At 40.0% G+C, this 24,324-nt stretch carries 23 protein-coding genes; 16 read left to right on the top strand and 7 right to left on the bottom strand.

Translation table 11 applies throughout. The annotated features are described in order from the left end of the window. Positions 1 to 130: 130 nt before the first annotated feature. Positions 131 to 1,057 carry a cobalamin-binding protein gene (locus tag HWQ44_RS20210; protein ID WP_292722214.1) on the bottom strand — a complete coding sequence of 309 codons (927 nt, stop codon included), beginning with the start codon at positions 1,055 to 1,057 and terminating at the stop codon, positions 131 to 133. Positions 1,058 to 1,533: 476 nt separating this feature from the next. Between HWQ44_RS20210 and HWQ44_RS20205 the strand changes: the two genes are divergently transcribed. From HWQ44_RS20205 to HWQ44_RS20140, 14 genes are all read left to right on the top strand, one after another. Next, positions 1,534 to 3,753 carry an ATP-binding protein gene (locus HWQ44_RS20205; protein ID WP_292722212.1) on the top strand — a complete coding sequence of 740 codons (2,220 nt, stop codon included), beginning with the start codon at positions 1,534 to 1,536 and terminating at the stop codon, positions 3,751 to 3,753. Between the two features lie 783 nt (positions 3,754 to 4,536). Beyond that, a complete protein-coding gene (locus HWQ44_RS20200) occupies positions 4,537 to 5,511 on the top strand; it encodes a hypothetical protein (RefSeq protein ID WP_292722210.1) in 975 nt (324 codons plus the stop codon). A gap of 73 nt (positions 5,512 to 5,584) precedes the next feature. Then, positions 5,585 to 5,851 carry a hypothetical protein gene (locus HWQ44_RS20195; RefSeq protein WP_292722208.1) on the top strand — a complete coding sequence of 89 codons (267 nt, stop codon included), beginning with the start codon at positions 5,585 to 5,587 and terminating at the stop codon, positions 5,849 to 5,851. A gap of 8 nt (positions 5,852 to 5,859) precedes the next feature. Next, on the top strand, positions 5,860 to 6,084 hold the full coding sequence (locus HWQ44_RS20190) for a hypothetical protein (protein WP_292722206.1): 225 nt from the start codon (positions 5,860 to 5,862) through the stop codon (positions 6,082 to 6,084). A 70-nt stretch (positions 6,085 to 6,154) separates the two neighbouring features. Continuing rightward, positions 6,155 to 7,000, top strand: a complete 846-nt coding sequence (locus HWQ44_RS20185; protein ID WP_292722204.1) for a NifU family protein — start codon at positions 6,155 to 6,157, stop codon at positions 6,998 to 7,000. A 353-nt stretch (positions 7,001 to 7,353) separates the two neighbouring features. After that, on the top strand, positions 7,354 to 8,568 hold the full coding sequence (locus HWQ44_RS20180; protein ID WP_292722202.1) for a hypothetical protein: 1,215 nt from the start codon (positions 7,354 to 7,356) through the stop codon (positions 8,566 to 8,568). A 41-nt stretch (positions 8,569 to 8,609) separates the two neighbouring features. After that, complete coding sequence (hypF, locus tag HWQ44_RS20175) at positions 8,610 to 10,958, top strand: carbamoyltransferase HypF (RefSeq protein ID WP_292722199.1); 2,349 nt, start codon at positions 8,610 to 8,612, stop codon at positions 10,956 to 10,958. A gap of 83 nt (positions 10,959 to 11,041) precedes the next feature. Further along, the gene (locus tag HWQ44_RS20170; protein WP_292722217.1) at positions 11,042 to 11,302 is read left to right on the top strand and encodes a HypC/HybG/HupF family hydrogenase formation chaperone; all 261 of its coding nucleotides are present in this window, start codon (positions 11,042 to 11,044) and stop codon (positions 11,300 to 11,302) included. A 214-nt stretch (positions 11,303 to 11,516) separates the two neighbouring features. After that, entirely contained in the window at positions 11,517 to 12,695 is a 1,179-nt protein-coding gene (gene hypD, locus HWQ44_RS20165) for a hydrogenase formation protein HypD (RefSeq protein WP_292722196.1), read from the top strand. A 59-nt stretch (positions 12,696 to 12,754) separates the two neighbouring features. Further along, positions 12,755 to 13,858 (top strand): hydrogenase expression/formation protein HypE, encoded by a 1,104-nt coding sequence (gene hypE / locus HWQ44_RS20160; protein WP_292722193.1) that lies wholly within the window; start codon positions 12,755 to 12,757, stop codon positions 13,856 to 13,858. A 20-nt stretch (positions 13,859 to 13,878) separates the two neighbouring features. Next, entirely contained in the window at positions 13,879 to 14,220 is a 342-nt protein-coding gene (gene hypA, locus HWQ44_RS20155) for a hydrogenase maturation nickel metallochaperone HypA (RefSeq protein ID WP_292722190.1), read from the top strand. Further along, a complete protein-coding gene (hypB, locus tag HWQ44_RS20150; protein WP_292722187.1) occupies positions 14,211 to 15,062 on the top strand; it encodes a hydrogenase nickel incorporation protein HypB in 852 nt (283 codons plus the stop codon). The genes hypA and hypB overlap by 10 nt, the downstream gene beginning before the upstream one ends. 424 nt (positions 15,063 to 15,486) lie before the next feature. Then, entirely contained in the window at positions 15,487 to 17,070 is a 1,584-nt protein-coding gene (locus HWQ44_RS20145) for an alpha-amylase family glycosyl hydrolase (protein WP_292722184.1), read from the top strand. Positions 17,071 to 17,468: 398 nt separating this feature from the next. Further along, the gene (locus HWQ44_RS20140; RefSeq protein ID WP_292722179.1) at positions 17,469 to 18,140 is read left to right on the top strand and encodes a Coq4 family protein; all 672 of its coding nucleotides are present in this window, start codon (positions 17,469 to 17,471) and stop codon (positions 18,138 to 18,140) included. A 94-nt stretch (positions 18,141 to 18,234) separates the two neighbouring features. On the opposite strand, the gene HWQ44_RS20135 is transcribed toward HWQ44_RS20140, so the two are convergent. From HWQ44_RS20135 to HWQ44_RS20110, 6 genes are all read right to left on the bottom strand, one after another. Continuing rightward, complete coding sequence (locus HWQ44_RS20135) at positions 18,235 to 18,609, bottom strand: hypothetical protein (RefSeq protein ID WP_292722175.1); 375 nt, start codon at positions 18,607 to 18,609, stop codon at positions 18,235 to 18,237. After that, positions 18,599 to 19,606, bottom strand: coding sequence for an LLM class flavin-dependent oxidoreductase (locus tag HWQ44_RS20130; protein WP_292722173.1), 1,008 nt, complete (start codon positions 19,604 to 19,606; stop codon positions 18,599 to 18,601). Before HWQ44_RS20130 ends, HWQ44_RS20135 begins: the two co-directional genes overlap by 11 nt. 148 nt (positions 19,607 to 19,754) lie before the next feature. Further along, a complete protein-coding gene (locus HWQ44_RS20125) occupies positions 19,755 to 20,117 on the bottom strand; it encodes a hypothetical protein (protein WP_292722170.1) in 363 nt (120 codons plus the stop codon). Between the two features lie 500 nt (positions 20,118 to 20,617). Continuing rightward, positions 20,618 to 20,929, bottom strand: coding sequence for a hypothetical protein (locus tag HWQ44_RS20120; RefSeq protein WP_292722169.1), 312 nt, complete (start codon positions 20,927 to 20,929; stop codon positions 20,618 to 20,620). A 2-nt stretch (positions 20,930 to 20,931) separates the two neighbouring features. Next, positions 20,932 to 21,228, bottom strand: coding sequence for a hypothetical protein (locus tag HWQ44_RS20115; protein WP_292722166.1), 297 nt, complete (start codon positions 21,226 to 21,228; stop codon positions 20,932 to 20,934). A 39-nt stretch (positions 21,229 to 21,267) separates the two neighbouring features. Further along, positions 21,268 to 21,690 carry a hypothetical protein gene (locus HWQ44_RS20110; RefSeq protein WP_292722163.1) on the bottom strand — a complete coding sequence of 141 codons (423 nt, stop codon included), beginning with the start codon at positions 21,688 to 21,690 and terminating at the stop codon, positions 21,268 to 21,270. Between the two features lie 1,166 nt (positions 21,691 to 22,856). Between HWQ44_RS20110 and cysK the strand changes: the two genes are divergently transcribed. Both cysK and HWQ44_RS20100 read left to right on the top strand, forming a co-directional pair. Continuing rightward, on the top strand, positions 22,857 to 23,816 hold the full coding sequence (gene cysK / locus HWQ44_RS20105) for a cysteine synthase A (protein WP_292722161.1): 960 nt from the start codon (positions 22,857 to 22,859) through the stop codon (positions 23,814 to 23,816). A gap of 263 nt (positions 23,817 to 24,079) precedes the next feature. Beyond that, positions 24,080 to 24,286, top strand: a complete 207-nt coding sequence (locus HWQ44_RS20100; protein ID WP_292722158.1) for a hypothetical protein — start codon at positions 24,080 to 24,082, stop codon at positions 24,284 to 24,286. Positions 24,287 to 24,324: the final 38 nt, after the last annotated feature.

Raw genomic sequence — 24,324 nt, 5'->3', positions numbered from 1 at the left:
GCAGGGAGAAAGAGGTTTTCCTGACTTTTGCACGGATGCGGTAATCATAAGTAATTAACCGGACTTGATATCACTCAGTACTTCAACAAGCTAGGTAACAATCGGACTCGAATTCATACTGAATTCTTCTTTACAAACGTTCCCAACCAGTTCCTTTGTAGCCGTATTGAAAAATTTCTGGATGCAAGATTTCTGCCAAAATTTCTAGAGAATCTACCAGTCTTGGCCCTGGACGATTGAAGTAAGAATTGCCGTCAGTAATAAAAACCCTACCAGCTTCGGTAGCGTGTAGTTTTTCCCACTCTGGACGTTGAGTTAATAAATTGGCTTCTTTGCGAGTCCGATTTAAATCAAAGCCGCAAGGCATAAAAACAATTACATCGGGATTAGTTGTTAATAGTGTTTCCCACGGCAAGATCGGAGAAGGCTGACCTGTAGTGCAAAATAGAGACTGTCCTCCTGCTAAATTGACTAATTCAGGAATCCAATTCGCAGCCATCATCAAAGGATCAGTCCACTCAATACAGGCGACAGTAGGGAGTTCATGTAAAGAAAGTCCTTGGTTTTTTTGCTGACAAATTTTGACGCGAGCTTCTAAATTTTCTAAGACTTTTACCGAGTCTACGCCAAAGGTGTTGCCGACTCGCTCAATGTCAGCCCAAACATCCTGGAGAATATTGGGTTGTAAAGAAATAATCTGAGGTTTACTGTCAATGAGTGTAGCAACTGCCTTTTCAACATCGTGTAAGCTAACAGCACAAACGTCGCACTGGTCTTGAGTGAGAATGTGGGTAGGTTGCAATTGCTCTAAAACATCTGTTTTTATTTCATAAATACTGAGAGCAGATTGCAATAAATTATTCACTTCATCGTGAATTTGGCTGCTGGAGGCATCACTGTTTAAACGTGCTTGGGTACAAATGGGGCGATTGAGGATTTCTGGAGGGTAATCGCATTCGTGCGATCGCCCCACAATAGCATTAACCAACCCTAGTGTCGCTAAAATCTCTGTTCCACCAGGAATCAGGGAAACAATTCTCACACTACTTTCCGTCATCACTTCACCTCCACAAAAGCTGCCGATAACCCAATTTTTGCAAAATCTAAGTCTTTAGGCATCTTTCTCTAGGAGAATCAAGGGTATTTTGGTAGTCAGCACTAAGCAATAAATTTAACTGGGGATGGGGGACTGCGGACTGGGGATTGGGGATTAAGAAAAAATTTTCCCAGTCCTCAGACCTAAATTCAAAATATTATACTAATTAACAGTATCTTTACTTAATAGTGGAATTACTTGAGAGTAGAATTTTTTTAAATGCTAATTATCCCCTGGCAAAAATCACTGGCATGAAGTAATGGAAGTAATGAGCAAAATCTAGCTTGTAACTCGTTATTCAGAATCAGAAGACTTGATTATAAAAATTATATTTTCCGGTTATGAAAAACCATATCAAGTAATTGTAGTTATACAAAGAAAGTTCTCCTTTTTCCGTAGAACTGCAAGGAAAAATTATTTCTTCTTGAGGGCAAGTAATGCAGGTGGTGTCAGCTAGAGATATTACAGAGCAAAACCAGGCCCAAGAGGCTTTACAAATCAGAGAAAATAGTCGGCGAAAACAAAGCCAGACCCTAGTGCAACTGGCAAGAAGCAAGACATTTCAACAAGGTAATCTCAATGCGGTGTTGAGGGAAATCACAGAAACTGCTGCTCAGACGCTTTTGGTTGAGCGAGTTGGGGTATGGTTATATAATGAAGAACGTTCAAAAATTGAATGTATTGATTTGTATGATGTAAGGACTAAGGAGCATACCTTTGGTAACTCACTTTTAAAAACAAATTGTCCTGCTTATTTCCAGGCTTTAGAAGAGGAACGTACCATTGCCGCAGATGATGCCAGAAACGATACCAGAACCCAAGAATTATCCGAGTCTTATCTTTCAGTTTTGGGCATCACATCTATACTAGATGCACCGATTTGGCTAGAGGGTCGTTTGGTAGGCGTAGTCTGTCACGAACACATAGGCGAAAATCGCCAATGGACTTTGGAAGAAGATACTTTTGCTGGTTCGATTGCAGATTTCGTAACGCTAGCTATAGAAACAAGCGAGCGAAACGTTGTGCAGGAAGCACTGCGACAGAGTGAAGCGCAATTTCGGGCGATTTTTGAGTGTTCCTCTATCGGCATTGGACTTATAAATATGAAAGCGCAGATAGTCGATACTAATGTGGCACTGTGCGAGATTTTAGGATACAGCCGAGAAGAACTATACGGCAAGCGCTTTACAGATTACATTTTCACACAAAGGGGGGATTTAAAACTTTACAAACAACTGATGTCAGGAATTCGCACAGACTTAAAGAGAACTTCGAGGGACAGCTTACAACCCTCCGAACATCAGGAACAGCTTGCCGAAAGACATCGCATTGAGATGGAAAGACGCTGCCTGCATCAAAATGGTAGCTTAGTTTGGACTCATATCTCAGTTTCTGTTATACCAGGCAGCAATGGTGAACCTGATTTTTTTCTAGCGATGATTGAGGATATTACTGAACGCAAGCAAACAGAGTTGAAACTACGTGCCTCTCAAGAAGCAGCAGAAGCTGCCAGTCGGGCAAAAAGTGAATTTTTAGCAACCATGAGCCATGAGTTGCGGACGCCTCTCAATGCGATTATGGGTTTATCGCAGTTGTTGCAACAAGAAATAGTTGGCTCTCTCAATGAAAAGCAGAACGAATATGTAAATTGTATATATAGTAGTGGTGAACATCTGCTGGCACTGATTAACGATATCCTTGACTTATCTAAGGTAGAAGCAGGCAAAGAGGAACTGTTACTATCATCTTTGGCAGTGTCAGATTTATGTAATTATGCCATGTGGACAGTGCGCGATCGCGCCTTAGAAAAAGGATTGCAACTTACACATGAAATTGACCGAGAAGCGGATATTTGTATTGCTGATGAGCGGCGCATCAAGCAAATGTTACTCAACTTACTCACCAATGCCGTTAAATTCACCCCAGCCGGTCAGGTGTCGCTGGTAGTTAAAAAAGTACCACAAGGGATAACATTTACAGTTTCAGATACTGGAATTGGTATAGACTCAAATCAGTTTCAATTTCTATTTGAACCTTTTAAACAGCTTGACAGCCAGTTAAATCGGCAGTATGAAGGCACTGGTTTGGGTTTAGCTTTAACACGCAAATTAGCGCGTTTGCATGGTGGAGATGTGACTGTGACATCAACTTTGGGAGAAGGTAGTCAGTTCACTCTGTTTCTACCAAATCCAGTGCATCCAGGAGATGAGGCAGATAAAACAGATGAGACAGATGAGGGAGCAGATTTTCCCTTATCCTCGTTGTTCTCTTCTTCGCCAGCCATCCCCACAAATAAAACCATTTTGCTTGTGGAAGAAGAGGAAAACACTGCCACAGTGTTACAAGATTATCTCCACACAATTGGCTACCAAGTCAAGTGGATAGATAATGGTAACGACTTTTTAAAACAGGTGCAAAACCTCCAACCAGATTTAGTTTTTTTTGATTTCCAGTTAGTAGAGGATGTTCGCATATTCAATTTACTGAATATCCTTAGACAAGAACCTTTTGGGGAAGATTTACCAATTGTGATGATGACCTTTAGCGAACCTTTAGAAGAGGAAATTACCAAGCTGCCAGGTAATGCCAATGACTACCTCGTTAAGCCAATTCGGATAGTCCAGCTAGAGTCAATACTGATGCGATATTTGAGTTAATTGGTCATGAAAAAAGGTCAAGATAAAGAACATGTTATTATCTTGATATTAAAGTAAAGAATCTCGACGGGCTAATACATTATGGTTAAAGCTCTATAATTATTAACATAATTTTGGAATTTATATTAACAAATATAAATAGATACTTTAATATTAAGTACATGGAAAAGGCTATCGCCTTTTATAAACCCCCACAAAAGGAGACAAATACAATGCTGTCTGTATCAATTGTATATTTTATCTAATAGTAGTAGTAGCAACATCTAGAATGTTCCTGTTGGGCACTGTTAACTATTTCTAAAGCTTTTGTTGTCGCAGTTGATTCGGGTTTGATAATTTGTTTAACTGTTTCTATGCCGATTGATGATGTTTCAATTGAGCTATTCCTATATGTATGTCAACAATTCAATAAAAAATATTCAGATTGTGTTAAGTGATGATACAAAAAATATTTTAAAAATATTAGGTGTTTAAAGCTGACATTAATATTGGCAATTTCCCCCTAGAATTTTATAAATAGGGTGTTTTATATTTTAAGGACTGGGGACTAGGTATTGGAGATTGGGTACTGGGTACTGGGGAAAACTCTTCCCTAATTCTCAGTCCCTAATCCCCAATCACTAGTCACTAATTCCTAGTCTGAGATAAAAAAGGGGAATTCCGCCTAAAGGACTCGAAGCCTGCGTAAATCAGTATGGCCCGTGATGAGATGCAAAAGCGTGTCTTAATCATTCGTGGGCGTTGACAGACTCAATTCCCAATTGGCTAGAGTACGGCAGAGTTATGACCCCCAGCATTACAGATTCAGCGGTGAAGGCTGCGTTAGCAGCTGTTGCATCGGAGTCAGCCTCAGCAGAGGAAAAAATCCAGATGCTGATCGAGATAGCGCAGGGCTTTCAAAAAAAGCCCAAAACTGCCCAAGACTTGCGGAATGCAGTCGGGTTATATTACCGGGCCTATGAGATGTGTGGTGAGGAATATCCCCTACTGAAAGCCAGGGCCCAAGTGGGAATGGCAGGGACGTTACAGGCAATACCAGATGCTGATTACCAACTGCTGCTGCAAGCGAAAGCAAGTTATGAAGAAGCGCTACCGATTTTACAGCAATTAGCAACGCCTCAGGAAGTGGCAGAGACGCAGATGAATTTTGGGCTGGTGTTGCAGTCGCTTGTACCATTCAATTTGGCACGGATAACTGACAGCATCCAGGCTTATCATGAGGCTTTGCGGGTGTTTAGTTGGGAGGATTACCCGCAGGAATACGCGATTTTATATAACAATATTGCGATCGCTTACCTTTCTATGCCCCTAGCATCGGAACGAGAATACTTGCGTCAAGGGTTAGCAGTACAGTCATTTGAGGTGGCACTAAAGCATATTAATCTGATCGATCATCCCAGAGAATATGCGATGTTGCAAAACAACTTAGGGAACGCTTTGCAATATTTAGTGAGTTCCCATCCTGTGGAAAATAACTTGCGTGCGATCGCAGCTTACGATGAAGCGCTAAAAGTGCGTAACTCCAAAGATACACCTCTAGAATACGCTAACACAATTTCAAACAAAGCCAACGCCTTATTCAACTTACCCGACGACTCAGAAAAACCAGAAGCTGGTAATCCTCAAAACCTCTTGCAAGCACGTATTTACTATCAACAAGCTTTAGAAATTTTTACCCAAAACCAACAAATGGTACAAGCAGAGATAGTAGCCCAAGCCCTACAAGATATTGAAGCAGAAATAGGGAATAGGCAATAGGGTATTGGACATTGCTTATTCTCCTTGTCCGCTTCATCCCCCCACTCCCCTAATGACTGGAGAACAAAACAGCATGAGAGATATTTTAACAAACGCTACTGTGAGAGATTTTCTCACAAGTTTAGCAGCTGGTGACTTGAACATAGCAACAGGATTAGTCTGGATAGTCATCGCAACAGCTTTGTCTATGATTGGCGGTGCCATTGGTGGAATGCTATTAGCTGGGAAAGATATAGGCTATAGCTTTTCAGCAATGCTTGGTGCATTATTTGCTCCGGCTGGTGTAATTCCTGCCATCTTGTTAGGGCTTGCTATCCTGAATTTATTGACAAATTATTAGGAGGAAACATGTTAGAAATTGGATGGTTTTCTGCCAAGTTATTTTTAAAAGGAAAGTTACTGCGCGACCCGATATATTTTGTCCAGCGAACTGCTATTGCTACTCTTGTAGGTTCGTTATTGCTAGTGTTATTTGCACAAGTCGACATTCCTTTCTGGTTACCAATAACATTATCTAGCTTAATGACAGGCATGATTATGCCATTTCTCCTCAAAGATTTCAAAATGAAGTGATTTGTCATTGATAAATAACCAATGCCCAATGCCCAATGCCCAATGCCCAATGCCCAATGACTAATGACTAATGACAAACCTTGAAGAATTAGTTCAGGAAATTAACCGCTTTGAGGCAATTATATCCGAGTGGGATGAAAGCCAACGCTGTGTAGCAGTAGGTCTAAAAAGAGCAATTGAAGCTTTGCATAAAGCAGCATTGACTAGTTTGATTAAAAGTCTCAAGCAAGAATCAATGTCTGCTTTGCGTCATGCTGTTACTGATGAAGTAGTATACGCAGTGCTGCTTTATCACGAACTAGTAAAACCACCAAAACCACCATTAGTACAGCGCATTCAAACAGCCCTTAAAGAAGTTCGCCCAGCTTTAAAAAGCCATAACGGGGATATCGAATTAGTGGCAATTAAGCCACCAGATACGGTAGAAATTAGGTTAATAGGAACTTGTAGCAGTTGTCTGGCTTCTACTTTAACTTTATCTCAGGGAGTAGAACAGGCAATCAAAAACCATTGTCCTGAAATTAGCAAAGTGGTTGCAGTTAATAACAATCCTACTGTTTACACCACAAATTCTAATTTAACTACTCCTTTCTCTCCGCCAATAACTTCTACTTGGGTAAAAGTAGCAACTATTGAGCAAGTTTCTGAATTTGGTGTATTGGCTGTACAACTGGCGGGAAATTCGCTAATTTTACATCGTCAAGGTGCTACAGTAACATGTTACCGTAATGCTTGCGCTCATTTGGGATATCCTTTAGAAGGGGGTAAGGTTGAAAATGGTATTATTACTTGTCCTTCCCACGGATTTCAGTACAAATTAGAGACAGGTGAATGCTTAACTGCACCTGATATTTCGCTTCAGTCATATCTGGTAAAGATTAAGGGAGATAAGGTTTTTGTGAAACTGCAAAAATGATCATACGAAGTCAGCATCTCAGCAAATATACATGGTATTAGAATTTGCGGCTACTTTGTTTTATTCTTTCAGGAGTTTGCTCATTAGTTTTAGTGTTTTGTGTAATCAAACCGCAGTTTGCTTTCTTATTTCGGTAGATTTAGCAAGTAAACCGCAGTTTGCTTTTTGATTGCAGTGTTTTTCGTAAGCAAATAGACATATTGCTTTTTGATTCTGAATTATGGACGTAACTTGCTTTATGCCAGGGAATGCATCTTCTTTGTTGATCAAAACATAATGAAAAATTGTTACTGTTGTTACATGCTAATCGCCATTAATGTTTTTAAATAATTAGCAGTGTCTATCTGCGGTTCATGGATATCCCAATCATAATTAATCCCATATCACAATTACCGCCAGAAGCAACAGAAATTTCTCAAGATTTACCTCTATCATCTCAAGGTGCAGAGGTAATTTTAGGCAATATTATTGAACCACAGCAATTAGTGATACCTGTAGCACCGAGTTCTATAGAAATGTTTGGGCCTCGTGGTGCTTGTTTATTATCAGAAACTGGCCCTTTGTGGGTATCAGATACAGGACATCATCGGTTATTAGGATGGCGAAATTTACCCACCAGAGATAGTCAACCAGCTGATTGGGTAATTGGACAACCTGACTTTTATCATGAAGGACAAAATGCTAAAGGTACACCAGGAAGGGCAACCTTAAGTGTACCAACTGGGATTTGTGCTTGTGGCGAAGGATTAGCTGTAGCAGATGCTTGGAATCATCGAGTTTTGATTTGGAAAAACTTACCAGAAGATAGCAATGTTCCAGCAGATTTGGTATTAGGACAAGCTAATTTTATCGATAATCAGCCAAATCGGGGAAGTCAAGAAGCATCTGCCAGGACAATGCACTGGCCCTATGGTATTTTTTATCATCAAGGACAGCTATTTGTTGCCGATACAGGAAATCGAAGGGTATTGATTTGGCATCAATTACCAATAGAAAATGGTCAACCGGCTGATTTAGTTTTGGGACAACCGGATATGATGTCTCGCAATGAAAATGGCGGTAGTTCTCCAACCGCAGCGAGTATGCGTTGGTGTCACGATATCGCCTTTTGGGGAGAGAATTTAGTTGTCAGCGATGCAGGTAATCACCGAGTGATGATTTGGCAGGGAATACCTACAGAAAATAACGCCCCTTGTGCAGTGGTTTTAGGACAAAAAAGCTTTGATTTTGTGGAAATGAATCAAGGAGTTTATTTGCCAAGTGCTAGTAGTTTGAGTATGCCTTATGGTGTAGGGGTAACTGAAGATTGGTTAGTAGTTGCAGATACTGCTAATTCTCGGTTGTTGGGATGGAGAAAGCCAGAATCAATATTATCACTGCAAGGTGTAGTGGCAGATGGGTTGGCGGGACAAATCAATTTTCAAAGTAAAGGTGAAAATCGGAATTTCGGGCTGCCGAAACGAGATAGCTTAAATTGGTGTTACGGAATAAAAATTTGTGGGAATACGGCGGTAATAGCTGATTCTGGAAATAACCGGATATTGCTGTGGCAGTTTAATAATTCGTAATTCGTAATTTGTAATTCGTAATTTTTGAAAGTCAGATTTATATGGCGACTGAAGAAATTAGAGTTCGCGGTACTGTTCAGGGAGTAGGATTTCGCCCTACTGTATATCGTCTGGCTAAAGCCTGCGGTTTGCGTGGAGATGTTTGTAATGATGGACAAGGTGTATTAATTAGAGTATCTGGGAGTGAAGAAGCATTAACAGAATTTGTTGCCAGATTGCAAACAGAATGTCCACCATTAGCAAAAATTAACGAACTAACTAGAACTCCTTACAAAGGTAAGTTTAACTTCAATAATTTTGTGATTGCTAATAGTGTTAATAGTGCAATCAAAACAGAAATTGTCCCTGATGCCGCAACTTGTCCCCAGTGTCAACAAGAAATATTCGACCCCTTTAGCCGCTTTTATCGTTACCCATTTACTAACTGCACTCATTGCGGCCCCCGCCTGAGTATTATTCGTGCCATTCCTTATGACAGATGCAATACCAGTATGTCTGCGTTTGTGATGTGTCCTGAATGTGGCAAGGAATATCACGATGTCGAAAACCGCCGTTTTCACGCCCAACCTGTAGCTTGTTATGCTTGCGGCCCTACAGCTTGGTTAGAACGTGCTGATGGTAAATCGGTTACTGCTTCTATGTTCTCTATGTTGGATGATGTTGATGCCGTTTGTACGTTGTTGCAAAAGGGAGAGATTGTAGGAATTAAAGGGTTAGGTGGTATTCATCTGGCTTGCGATGCAACACAGGAAACTGCTGTACAAAAACTGCGTCAGCGCAAAAGGCGCTATCATAAACCCTTTGCTTTAATGGCGCGAGATATTGAGGTAATTGAACAATATTGTACTATCAACGTTAAAGAAAAAGAATTATTGACAAGTTCTGCTGCACCAATTGTTTTATTACAAACTTCAGATAAAAAACAATTAGCATCGTCAGTTGCATTAGGGCAAAATACCCTTGGCTTCATGCTTCCTTATACGCCCCTGCATCATTTAATTCTGCGGCGGATGAATCGCCCAATTGTTTTAACAAGTGGCAATCTTGTAGATGAACCACAATGTATTAATAATGACGAAGCAAGAGAAAAATTAGGAACAATTGCTGATTATTTTCTCTTTCACAATCGAGAGATTATTAATCGGGTAGATGATTCGGTTGTGCGTGTTCTTGGTGATAAAGTTCAAGCAATTCGCCGTGCCAGAGGATATGCACCAGCATCAATTAATTTACCACCAGGATTTCACAAAATACCGCAAATTTTAGCAATGGGTAGCGAGTTAAAAAATACCTTTTGCCTATTGCGTGAAGGAGAAGCGATTCTCTCTCAACATCTGGGAGATTTAGAAAACGCTGCTGCTTTTAATGCTTACCAAGAAACTTTAAATTTATACTTAAATTTATTTGAGCATCAACCAGAAGTAATTGCTATTGATAAACATCCTGAATATCTCTCAAGTAAACTTGGTAAAGAACTTGCGGAAACTAATCAAATTAAAATCCATCAAATCCAACATCATCACGCCCATATCGCCGCTTGCATGGCAGAAAATGGGATTCCTTTAGATTCACCTTCAGTATTAGGTATTGCTTTAGATGGTTTAGGTTACGGCGACGATGGTACACTCTGGGGTGGAGAATTTCTTTTGGCAGATTACCGGAAATTTCAACGCCTAGCAACATTTAAATCAGTAGCAATGGTTGGTGGTAAACAAGCAATTTATCAGCCTTGGCGTAATACATATATCCACTTAGTAGCTGCTAATCTGTGGGATGAATGCGAACAAAAATATCCTGATTTAGAAATATTTAAATTTTTGAAAAACAAACCACTCAAGCTACTTAATCAACTAATAGAGAAAGGGATTAACTCTCCTCCAGCTTCATCAGTGGGGCGATTGTTCGATGCAGTGGCGGCGGCTATCGGTATTTATAGAGATGAATGTAGCTATGAAGGACAAGCTGCGATCGCAATGGAAGCTATAGTAGATGTTAGCAGCTTAAATAATGATAAAGAAACGCTAATATATCCTTTTATTTTTAACTTTTCAGATAGTATTTATTGTATAGACCCGCGCCCAATGTGGCAAGCCTTGCTCGATGACTTACAGCAGCAGATTCCACAAGCAGTAATTGCTGGCAAATTTCACAAAGGTTTAGCAAATGCAATTGTGGAAATGGTTAAGCATCTTTGTCAAGAAAATCTGATTTATCAGGTAGCCCTAACAGGAGGAGTATTCCAAAATTGTATATTGTTAGAGCAAGTTACCAAAGGATTACAATCATTGGGAATAAAAGTACTCACTCACAGCTTATTTCCAGCTAATGACGGTGGGTTATCTCTAGGACAAGCAGTTATTGCTGCCGCACAATTAATACATGAGTGTTGATATTTGACAAAGTTTTTCTCACAAATAATTTCCTCTGTGTCTCTCTTCCATCGTGCGGTTAATTTATCTTGACAAAGAAAAAAATGTGTTTAGGAATCCCCGGACAAATTATAGAGATTACCAACGCTAACCATAAATTAGCCATAGTTAACATTGGTGGTGTTAAGCGCCAAGTAAATATTGCTTGTATCGTAGATGAACAACATCCCCCCGAAGCTTGTATTGGGGATTGGGTACTAGTACATGTTGGCTTTGCTATGAATCGAATTAACGAACAAGAAGCAGTAGAAACTTTACAACTATTCCAAGAATTAGCAGCAGCACAAGCAGGGATTAGTACTTAAATAATAGACCTTTTTTGTGTCACGCACAGACGGAGAAAAAGAGTCTAATTCATTTCTTTATTTCTTCCTTTGCGCCTTACCCTGCGGGAAACCATTTCTCTACGAGACGCTATGCATAGCTTGCTTCTCCGTAGGAGTATGCAGTTTGTTAAAAAACTTCTTACCACAAAAGCGAAATTAGCTGATACATAAAACTCACTACTCTTCACTTCCTATGAAATACGTTGATGAATTCCGCGAACCGGAAAAAGCTGAAGTCTTATGCCGCGAAATCGCCAAATTATGCCGCCAGCTAGAAAAGCCCATCAAAATCATGGAAGTATGTGGCGGACATACCCACTCTATATTTAAATATGGTATCGAAGAAATTTTACCCGAAGCCATTGAATTAATTCATGGGCCTGGTTGTCCAGTATGCGTTATGCCAAAGGGGAGATTAGATGATGCGATCGCAATCTCCCAAAATCATAACGTCATTTTTGCCACCTTTGGCGACGCCATGCGAGTTCCCGGTTCCAAAACCACTTTACTGCAAGCCAGGGCACAAGGTGCAGACATCCGTATGGTGTACTCTCCCCTAGATAGCCTGCAAATTGCCAGAGATAACCCCGACAAAGAAGTAGTCTTCTTCGCCTTAGGCTTTGAAACCACAGCCCCCAGCACCGCCTTCACCATTTTGCAAGCCGCAGCCGAAGAAATTCCTAACTTTAGTATGTTTTGCAATCACGTTCTGGTGATTCCCGCCCTCAAAGCACTATTAGATAATCCCGACTTACAACTGGATGGATTTGTTGGCCCTGGTCATGTCAGCATGGTAATTGGCACTGACCCTTATGAATTTATTTCCCAACAATATAATAAGCCAATTGTCGTCTCAGGATTTGAACCCTTAGATATTCTCCAATCAATTTGGATGCTGTTGCAACAGTTACTAGAAAATCGTTGTGAAGTTGAAAACCAATATAACCGACTTGTAGAAAAAAGTGGGAATACAATTGCACTGCAAGCCATAAATAAAGTTTTCGCCATCCGAGATAGTTTTGATTGGCGCGGCTTGGGTGACATTCCCTATTCAGGATTACAAATTAAACCTGAATATGCCCAATTTGATGCCGAACTTAAATTTACCATTCCTAATCTCAAAGTAGCCGACCATAAAGCTTGTAAATGTGGAGAAATTCTCAAAGGAGTCTTAAAGCCTTGGGAGTGCAAAGTATTCGGTACAGCTTGCACACCAGAAACACCCATTGGTACTTGCATGGTATCTTCCGAAGGTGCTTGTGCAGCCTATTACAAATATGGGCGACTCTCTACAATTGCCAAAAGAACAATCCCCCAAAAACCAAAGATAACTCAAGAACCTCTCCCCGCTTGCGGCTTCTCCTTAGACTAATAATACTTTGCGTACCTCTGCGCTTCCCTTTGCGTACTTTGCGTTGAAAAAATTTTAATATGAATATTTCCCCCACCAACTCAATACAAAATCCTCTCTTTCAAAAAATCGAACAAGTCCGCCGTCGCCAAGGGAAAGTGCGAGACACTCATATAACTCTCGCACATGGCAGCGGTGGTAAAGCCATGCGTGATTTAATAGATGATATCTTTGTCAGCAATTTTGATAACCCAATTCTCTCACAACTAGAAGACCAAGCCAGCTTCAACTTAGCCAGTTTCATGCAACAAGGAGACAGACTCGCATTTACTACAGATTCCTATGTTGTAGACCCGTTATTTTTTCCCGGTAGTGATATAGGAGAATTAGCCGTCAACGGCACAGTTAATGATTTAGCAGTCAGCGGTGCTAAACCTTTATATCTAACTTGTAGTGTTATTTTAGAAGAAGGATTACCTGTAGAAACTTTGCGGCGTGTCGCAGCCAGTATGAAAGCAGCCGCAAACAAAGCTGGTGTTCAAATTGTCACTGGTGACACAAAAGTTGTACATCGTGGTGCTGCCGATAAACTATTTATTAATACTGCTGGTATTGGTATCATCCCGCGAGGAGTTAGTATTTCTGCCCACAATATTCAACCTGGAGATACCATAATAATTAATGGTGAAATAGGCAATCATGGGGCAGCAATTTTAATTGCCCGTGGCGAATTAGCTTTAGAAACTAATATTGAAAGTGACTGTCAGCCATTGCATAGTTTAGTAGAAACTATTCTCCATGCATGTCCTCAAGTTCATGCTATGCGAGATGCTACACGTGGTGGTTTAGCCACAGTACTCAATGAATTTGCCCTCAGTTCCAATGTGGGAATTCGTCTCTTTGAAGAATCTATTCCAGTGCGTGAAGAAGTCAACGGAGTTTGCGAAATTCTCGGTTTAGACCCATTGTATTTAGCTAATGAAGGAAAGTTAGTTGTAGTGGTGGCAGGTAAATATGCAGAAACTGTTTTATCTGCTATGAAATTACATCCAGCGGGCAAAGATGCTTGTATTATTGGCGAAGTTATTACCTCACCCCCAGGTATTGTATTGTTAAAAACAGTTTTTGGTGCTGAAAGGATTGTTGATATGTTGGTAGGCGACCAATTGCCACGAATTTGTTAATATTTGATAGATTTTATAGTATGCACGAACTTGGAATTACTCAAAATATTGTGGCAATTGTATCTGAACATGCCAAAGGTGCAAAAGTGCAGCGAGTTTTATTAGAAATTGGCAAACTTTCAGCCATTATGCCCGACGCTATCCGATTTTGTTTTGATATTTGCACTCAAGATACAGTTTTAGCAGGGGCGAAATTAGAAATTTTAGAAATTCCCGGTTTAGGGCGATGTCGCCAATGTGGTGCAGAAATTGATTTAGATAAACCATTTGGCATCTGTAACTGCGGTAGCGGGCAATTAGATTTGCTTACTGGTGAAGAACTGAAAATTAAAGAAATAGAAATAGAAGAATTATGTGTGTAACCTGTGGTTGTTCTGATGATGGCGAAATCAAAATTACAAATCTGGAAACAGATGAAGCTGAACATAAACATCATCATCATACTCACACTTTAGCAGATGGGACTGTCATCACTCATTCTCACCGTCACGACACTCATATAGAAGCATCTCAAATTCATGCCAAAATACACAATACAACGATATCCTTAGAACAGGATATATTGGCAAAAAATAATTTAATAGCTGCCCAAAATCGGGGATGGTTTAAAGGTCGAAATATTCTGGCATTAAATTTAATGAGTTCTCCTGGTGCTGGAAAAACAACTCTTTTAACACGAACCATCAATGATTTAAAGCATCAATTATCTATTAGTGTCATTGAAGGCGACCAAGAAACTGCTAATGATGCCAAAAAAATTAAAGAAACAGGTTCTAAAGTCATCCAAATCAACACGGGAACAGGCTGTCATTTAGATGCATCTATGATAGATAGAGGTTTACAACAACTGAATCCGCCGCTGAACTCCGTTGTGATGATTGAAAACGTGGGAAATTTGGTTTGTCCAGCCTTATTTGATTTGGGAGAAAATGCAAAAGTCGTAATTCTCTCCGTCACGGAGGGAGAAGATAAGCCGATAAAATATCCGCATATGTTCCGTGCTAGTAACATTATGATTCTCACTAAAATTGATTTGCTGCCTTATGTAAATTTTGATTTGCAAAAATGCATCGAATATGCAAAAGAAGTAAATCCCCAAATTCAGATTTTTCAGGTTTCTGTAACTACTGGTGCAGGCTTAGATAATTGGTATAAATGGCTAACTGAAAAGGTTATAAACTTCTCAACACCGTTTACTGTTTAATATCAAGTTCGGGTGATTACTTATAATAAAATTTATCAATGTAGGTTGAATTGAACAGCAGTGAAACCCAACATGAACAAGGATAAAACGTTGGGTTTCGTTCCTCAACCCAACCTACAGATGTTATAAGTATTTAACCAAACCTGATACAAGAGGTTGTTTGAAAAGTCATATTGTAAGTATCAAAACGTTCTCCATCTTCCTAGATATCCCGATAAGTTAGGGAAATTAATAAGTGCCTAAAATCACAGTAAAATACTTTTAAAACTTCCTCTAAGCTAATACTTGCCAAAATATTCCCTTCTGGACTGAAGGCAATTGCACCCAATTTACTAAATCCCTCTGCGGGTTAATGAAAACTGAAAGTAGTTTTTCCAACATTGGAGATGCATGCTTTCATTTTCCTATCTGTGCGTAAGTCCTCATGGCTAAAGTTGAAGAATTGACACCCCAGCAACTCTCCGAAACAAACCTGAAACCACGAGGGAGAGTTTATCCGAGTCCTATCAGTTGGCGCGACCAGTTTTTGTACCAATTGCTATTAGATAGGTTCAGTGATGATAATGAAAATCAAAGGGAACTTTTTGACCATACCAACCCTTCCAAATTCCAAGTTAAAGACAAAGCTGGCTGGATGGTAGCAGGTACAAAGTTTGTTGGTGGTACTCTTAGAGGAATTAAGAGTAAGTTAGACTACTTACAACGATTGGGAGTCACAACGCTGTGGATTAATCCACCTTGGCGACAACGTTCTGAGTTAGAAGCTTACCACAGCGATCGCATCCAAGAATTTTTAGATATTGACCCCCACTTTGGAACCCGTCAAGATTTAAGAGATTTAATTGATGCTGCCCACGATCGCAGGATGTATGTCATCCTAGATGTAATTTACAACCAGAGTGCTGATAACTGGTTCTACAAAAATGACGTAATTGCAGCCCTAGCAAGAGTTTATCAATATTGGATTGCTCTTTCTGACTGCGATGGCTTGCGGATAGATAGCCTTAAGCACGTTTCTCCAGAAGATTCCCGCAAATTCTGCACTGCAATTCGTGAATATGCCGAATCTATCGGTAAAGACAACTTTTTACTGACTGGGGAAATAACCTCCGGTAGTATGGCTGGTGCTTACATAGATATTATTGCTCGCAACCTCAATGCTGTATTAGACATCGTACACGCCCCTAATGAATTGACTGCATTTGCAAAAGGGTTAGTACACCCCAAGCAATTTTTCGATTTGTATAGCGAAAACAATCTTGCTGGAGAATACCGCCAAATTGGCATATATCATGTCTCCATCTTGGATGACGAGGAAATGTCAGCCCGTACTAATAAGCAGCGATTTGCCGCATACAGTAATGTGCCCCATCTCTATGAGCAAGTCGCTCATGCTGTCGGTGTGCAATTAACTATGCCAGGAATTCCTGCTATTTATTATGGGACAGAACAGGCTTTTGATGGAAATGAAGGTTATCACGATTACAGCATAGAAGGTGGAAGGTTTGCAGAAGATAGATATATCAAAGAAGCAATGTTTGGCGGTGCTTTTGGCGCATTTCAAACAGCAGACTGTCATTTCTTCAATATCGACCATCCTACCTATTTGCGGATAGCTGCGATCGCGCGGATTCGCAACAGTCACGATAAAATTGGCAAAGCATTGCGCCGTGGACATCACTACCTGCGCGAAACATCCTTTTATAACTCCCCCTTCTCGATTCCCGAACAAGGCGAATTGGTTGCTTGGTCACAAGTGCTATTTGACACAGAAGTACTAATGGTGCTGAATACCAACGGCTTAGAAAATCGTGGTGCAGAAGTGACAGTAGATACTTATATGCATCCCCAAGACTCGACCATGAATTTTTTATATAAAAGTGATTGGAGCGATGCCGATTTACGTAATCCACGGCAGAACCAAAGTGTAGCTGTACAACATCATAACGACCGTCGCGCAACTGTGCGAGTTGATTTACCTCCTTCAGGAATGGCAATTTTAGCGTAAGCAAACAACCAGTATTTGGGCAAAGCTTTGGGATAAAAAAGCTGGTTTAAATCTGACTTTTGGCGGTATCTGGAAAACCACTCTCTAGGAGAGAGACTTTGAATTTTCCCCCTTCTCGACGCGGGAAGGGGGTTAGATTTTTCGTTTTTCCTATGAAGTAAAAAGTCAGGGTTTAAACTGACAAAATTTTCCCAAAATGCTTTGCCCTGCAATTACTAAATATCTCCATTCTAATTTTTTCATCTCTTCTCTAATAGAGTGTTTTTAATTAAACATATTTCTAGCAAAAAGTTTCACTAAATACCTCTGAAGATTCATGAAAAATTGGATAAACATATTCCAATATTGAAGGCTCAGATTTAAATTAGCCAAATTATATCTCCAAGTAGAGAATTACTATGGACAATGTAATTACTTACAATAACGATAAAGGACTCCTCGCTTACATTCAATTTCTGGCATCTAGTGCCCAAAAATTCGGAGATGGGAATACTGGTAGAGTATTTGACTTCGAGGACGCACTCGACCAAACAGAAATGGCACAGCTAGCTGTTGACGAACTGAAAAAATTTCCTGAAGTTAACGCCTTGTTTACAGAACGCTGGCTACCGGCCCCTTTCAATTTAGATGATTTAGGCAAACTCCCAGAGGGGACTTTAGGTCATGTTTATGCCAGAGAAATGAAAGCTAGAGGGTTAGATCCCTATTTTTACAAAAAAGTTCCGATCGTTGATGATATTTCCTATCTCAAAATGCTTTGGCGATCCACCCATGACATATATCATGTAGTCGCTGGATTTGACACAAATGTAGTTGGTGAAATTGGTCTACAAGCTTTTTTCTTAGCTCAGACTCCAATTCCTATCAGCGTCATGCTTTTGAGCTTTGGCATGGTGATAATTAGCTTTTACGAACCTACTAAATTTAAACCTTTAATGACAGAAATATCTCGTGGCTACAAGTTGGGTTCTCATACTCCCGGCAAGTTTATCGCCCAAAAATGGGATCAACTTTGGGATGTCCAAGTCAGCGAAATTCGTGAGCGCCTGGGAGTGAATTCTATTCCATAAAACACACCCTGCACTTTAGGAGTGCAGGGTGGAAGATAGCCGTAAGGATAAACAAACTATATTTTGTGTGATTCCCAGTTTGTGCTTATTTACCTCAAAGCCAATCTCGATAAGCTGATATTTCATTTACGCTGATTTCAAACGGCATCCCTTTGCCAAATGGCGGATAAACGCGGATTTTCCCATTGCTAGCAAACCGCTCTAACCTATTACCCAACTGGGGAATATTACTGACGATATGCCAGTAAGATACTAAGTCAGGGCAATCAATAATTAATGTGAGGATGCTAGCATTTGTTGTGAGATACCACTGACAATTAGATAACAGGACTCGGGTAATGCGATCGCAGGCTTGATAAAAACATCTACCAGTAGACTGTTCTAGCTCCATTTGCAGCATTCCATCCTGTTTCGTTACCTCAGTGGGAGGTAAATCATCGGGAGGAAGCAAATATAGTTTAGAAGACATAATTTCGCACCTCTTGGTTGTAGCGCGTCAAACTGTCCAGGTTTTTTTGCAGATCCGCAGACGAGGGTTTGAGTGCTAGCGTACCTAAGTTTAATTCGTCCTGAAATTTCTTGATTTTGTCTCGACAAGTCCCCACATCACCGATAATTGAGTTCTCAATCAAATAATCTTCGTCGAAACAAATATTTGTGCGATCAAATGGTTTTTGGTTGGGATTCGCACTGTTCTGCAATACTTCAGCCGAATTAGCTTTCATTTTCTGGCTAAATTGGCGAACGAAAGGTAACGCTTCACTCACAGCCTCGTCAAATGTTTTGCCAACAAAAAAGAAGCGTGCCAGCACTAAGTTTTCCGCACCACTAGAATTTAAGGCTCGATATTTGGTAACAGTATCCTTCAATCTCTCTAGGGAAAATGGTGGCCCACCCATCAGGCTGAAGGAATGTTTAGCAGCAAACTCGATACCGTCATCACCACCAGTGGCAACATATACTGGTATTTGACTTTGCAATGGTTTTGGGTAGATTGTTAGGCGATCGCACTGGTAATATTGCCCATTAAATGATACATCAGTTTCATATAACAGCTTCATAATCAATGCGATCGCCTCTAGCATCTTGGGACGAGATTCACTTGGTAGTGTCGCAAAATGCTTATTTTGTTGGGGAAAGGGGCCGCCTTTAGCAATTCCAAATAATAATCGTCCATTGCACAGATTATCCAAAGTGGCAATATCTTCCGCTACCCGAATCGGGTTATGGAATGGCAGTAACACCGCTGCCGTGCCTAATTGGATAGTTGAAGTTAATCCCGCCAAGTGTGCCATTAACACCAACATGGACGGGCTGAGATTGGATTCACTAAAATGGTGTTCACTCACCCAAGCTTCGTCAAAACCTAAGCTTTCTGCCTGTTTTACCAGCGTGACTTGCTCAAAGATGGCACGATGAGCATCTTGGTGAAAATTATCGTAATTGCAGAAAATTCCAGTTTTCATTATTTGCGTTGATACTTTGTACTCACCGTAGGTGCTGGCTATTCTAGTGGTCGATAGGTTTGTAGTAAGGACTTTAGTGCTGAAATATTTGAGGACTAAAGTCCTTACTACAAAAACATTTACCCCTCTCAATTAATGCGATGAATCACTAACTTCCAACCCACTGCAACTCCAACCATAGGCGTGGGTTGTTTTCTTTGACTTTCGACATCGGATCGCGCAACAATCGCTTGGCATTCATACAGACAACCTGAATTAAACCCATGTTGCCTGCTATTTCTCTGAGTATTTCTTTTTGAGCTTGCACACAGGAAATCATTTCGTCAGAGCAGTAAATTCCTATATATTGCAAACGTCTAGCAGGTCGTCCCCAAAAACAGGTGATGACTTTCACATAACACCCATCCAGCAATTCCCCAACTTGCGGATAGTAATGGTTGACGACTCTTGTGAATTCTTTGGCTAAGATATCTTCAGCAATCATTGGAACTGATATTTCTGTAGCGTCCATCACGCTATTTAATATAACATAATTTTGTCAGTTAAGTATGACAAAATAGCTTATTTTTTTTAAATAAAATATTAAATATTACATAAAAAAAAGAGATGCACCTTATTTGGTATCACCTCAGATTTGCCTAAAGCAGCTTTATATTCAATCAAATATCAAAGTATTGGTTTAAATACCCTTTTTGAATATAGCGATTCCGATTCAGATGCGGTACAAAATTATATCGCGAGTAGGGGCACGGCTGCCATACCTTCGCTAGGTCGGAAAACGCTATAGAATTCGCTGCTATACAGACAAAACCCACCTGCGTGGGTTTCAAATTCCTGGAGTCTGCCCAGGCGGACGAGAGTTTGTGTAGCTGCGATTTCTAATCGCCAGGTATATTTTTGAAGGTGAGATACTCTCAAATACTAGGATATTGAAAATTATGAATTCAAATAAAATGCATTTAACTAACACATCTTAATATTGAATTCTCACTTGGGAATTTTTAATTATTATTATCGATCATTGCGTTCACAAACTAAGACCTCTGCTATGATATCCGGTACAGTCATAAAGTCTGTAAATCCTTCAGAAGCACCAATTGGTGAAATAAATGTATAGTTTGGATCACACACTCCATTGTCATATACTTGAATAAACCACCTATCTGGAAATCCTTCTACACCTAGTTCCACAGTGTACCAACTCTCGCCAATTAGACGAGAGTTAAAGATTGTGAACCATTCTCTGTTCTCTTCTGAAATATTCCAGTCTGCCATCAGCAGTTCTAAAGCTATTTGTCCCGCATCCGTTGAAGTCAACAGCATTTTTACTCCTTATTTGCAGCTTCAGGATTTGCAACTTCAGGATTTGCAACTTCAGTGTTGGGAACTTCTGGGTATAAACCTAGTTCTTTAGCTAGCTCACGCGCCACAAAAAATAAAAATTGGGCACCATCTTGATTGCCTTCATGGGCAAACATAGTTGCTACTTGTAACATTGTTTGTACTAAACCGGAATCAATCAATTCGGGCTTAGACTCTAAAACTTCTGGTTCCTGACCATTAGGGCATTTCAGTAACTCATCAATCAGATTAAAATACAGCTGTTCGCGTTGTTCTGTCATGGTAATTTTGTTGATTTGAGTGAGTAAATTGTGAATAAGTTACTGTTCGATACTTTGCTGCCACAGTCTTTCCAACATTTCAACTTGTTCTTTTAAAACAGCAGCACGATGAACAAGATATCTGTCGTAAAAGAGAATGCCTAACCCAACACAAATCGGGGTTAACAAGAAGAACCATTGCAAAATAGCAGCAAATTTATATTGTTCAGCAACAGTCAGCATTTGATGAACCACATTACGAGCAGAGGATTGAATGCTAGTCTGAGGGGAATGTGTACCCTCTATCTGGGAAGCCAAGGCGGGAGCATCTGTAGTAGTGTTGTTAACTTCGCAAGCTAAATTCTGAGATTTTACTAACTCCAGATGTTTCTCCCAAATTATGCCAAATACTACTAGTTCTGGTGAAAGCACTGCTAAGGTAACGACGCAAACTGTAAGAACATTTAAAAGTTTGGCTTTCATCTTGGCTCTCCCTTGCTAGGTAGTATGCACCCAGTAAGAAAATATCTTTTGCTGTTTATCTAAAGTAGTTATATATTTCTACCTCTCAAACAGTTTTGATATTAAAATATCTGTAATCGGTAATTTTTACAATTGTTAGTTGTCAGTTACTTTTCTAATTACCACTGACTACTGACTACTGAAAAATTACTAACCTTTCTACAAAACGTAGGATTATTCAGTCAGAAGTAACGCACTTAGATTCTAGAATCTAGTTTATCCTACTCTCAAAAGAGAGATTAAGAAGTCCCCCCTAGTTCACTAAGCTTGCGCTCAGGAATGTTGGGGGGTAGAGGGGAATCTCTGCGTAAATCCTATACGATTTATATCAGCCGCTCTCCACAAAACAGTTTACTCCAGCCCTGTTAAGATTATTAAATTCATTAGAATAGTACTCAGAGCCTGTAATCCATATCTGATAAGGATTATAAAAATTCATTGGGGTATGGGTGCTAGTGTTTTTGAGGCGGGGTGCTAGTGTTTATGAGGTGGGGTTCTAGTGTTTTTGCACTCAACCTAAAAGCAATGTAGGCAATGCTTAAAGACTCTTTTTGATGCGATTTTAGGTTGACAAAATCTGCACTCAAAAGACAATATTAATGTCTCCTGATAAAGATAGACTAAGAAATTAGGAAAAACAATTAAATGTTTTGAGATTAAATTATATTTCCATAACAAATACAATCTAAGACAGTTCAGATAATATCTTTACGCCTGTGGCGATCCCCTTCAAAAGGGAGGGATTATAAAAAAGAGCAAGCATTTTCAAAGGAGTTTAGGGGATCTTCGAGGCATAAACACATTAACAAAATTGTATTCAAAGATATTGCAAATAATGGTAAAAGTTATTCAGATATACAGAATTACATAAATTGAATCTCCGCCTAAGAGACGATAGTCAGTAATTCCAAATGGTAAAATATAAGAATGGCAAGTTAAACCTCTGCTGAAGTGATAATCAATGGGAACATCTGATAAAAGTTCTTCCTAAACTTTCAGATTTTGTGGTTTAGTTAGAATACATAGTATATGCACTCATTGACACTACACTACAAATTAAATACACAAAAGCTGATTGTTATAAGTAAATACTCTGGACTAAGATTTAGGATTTTAGGAGTTAAATAATGCGGATTGCTCAAGACATAACAGAACTAATTGGACGAACTCCTTTAGTTCAACTGAACAAGATTCCTCAAGCTGAGGGAGTAGTAGCAAGGATAGTTGTCAAATTAGAAGGTATGAACCCCGCAGCTTCGGTGAAAGATCGCATTGGGTTAAGTATGGTACTCTCAGCAGAAGCCGCTGGCTCGATTTCTCCTGGAAAGACTATTTTAGTGGAGCCTACTTCAGGTAATACAGGAATTGCTCTAGCGATGGTAGCAGCCGCGCGTGGCTACCGTTTGATTTTGACAATGCCAGAGACAATGAGCCAAGAACGACGGGCTATGCTCAGAGCTTATGGTGCAGCTTTAGAATTGACACCAGGCGCTGAGGGAATGCGGGGAGCAATTCGCAGAGCTGAAGAAATTGTGGCTAATACTCCCAATGCTTTTATGCTGCAACAGTTCCGCAATCCTGCCAATCCCAAAGTTCACCAAGAAACTACCGCAGAAGAAATTTGGGCAGATACAGACGGGGAAGTAGATATCGTCATTGCTGGGGTAGGTACTGGTGGAACGATTACTGGTATTGCAGAAGTACTAAAAAGTCGCAAGCCGACTTTTAAGGCGATCGCAGTTGAACCCAGCAATAGCCCAGTTCTCTCAGGTGGTGAAGCTGGGCCACATAAAATTCAAGGTATTGGTGCTGGCTTTATCCCAGATGTCCTCCGTCTGGAATTGGTTGATGAAGTAATTAGAGTCAGCGATGAACAAGCGATCGCCTATGGACGCCGTTTAGCAAAAGAAGAAGGCTTATTGTCTGGGATATCCTCTGGTGCAGCTTTGTGCGCTGCAATTCAAGTAGGTAAACGCCCAGAAAATGCCGGACGTTTAATTGTAATGATTCAGCCTTCCTTTGGCGAACGTTACCTCAGCACACCCATGTTTCAGGATTTGTCTTTAGAAACTGCTGGCGTTCGTTAAAAAGACAGGGGGACAACGGAGTAAGGAACCTCCCTGTCCCTCTCATTTGGCTCTAGCACTTCATTCAGTGCCTGTCTTTATTAGCTTTGTCAATATCGCAGGTACTTGCGGACTATACACAAAATTTATATCTAGCTGATAAATATGAAGATTTAACGAAGATCATCTTTTGTTTGTTATTTCTTAACCTATATACATTGCTTCAAAGCCTATTTAAGTGAAATTACACAACTATTCATTTTTTGGCTTTGGAGTATTTTCAGATGAAATTAGCTTCATATTTTGGTATTACTACTTTTGCAGTTGCCATCTGTGTTGGTGCTAAACCAACGCAAGCTGCTTTAGTTAATTACGGTTTTACCGTAGATGCAACATCTGGTGACAACCCAGGTCAATATTATGGTTCTTTTCAATATGAAGACTCAACCTTAACTGGGATAGGTGAGGAAACTTTAAGTAAGTCGTGGTGAAATTTTATAAGTATGTAACAAAAAATTAAGCAGAAGAA

Source organism: Nostoc sp. JL34 (genome assembly GCF_017114945.1).
Classification (GTDB): domain Bacteria; phylum Cyanobacteriota; class Cyanobacteriia; order Cyanobacteriales; family Nostocaceae; genus Nostoc.
The sequence above is the reverse complement of the archived record's forward strand: the minus strand, read 5'-3'. Positions and strand labels throughout refer to the sequence as shown.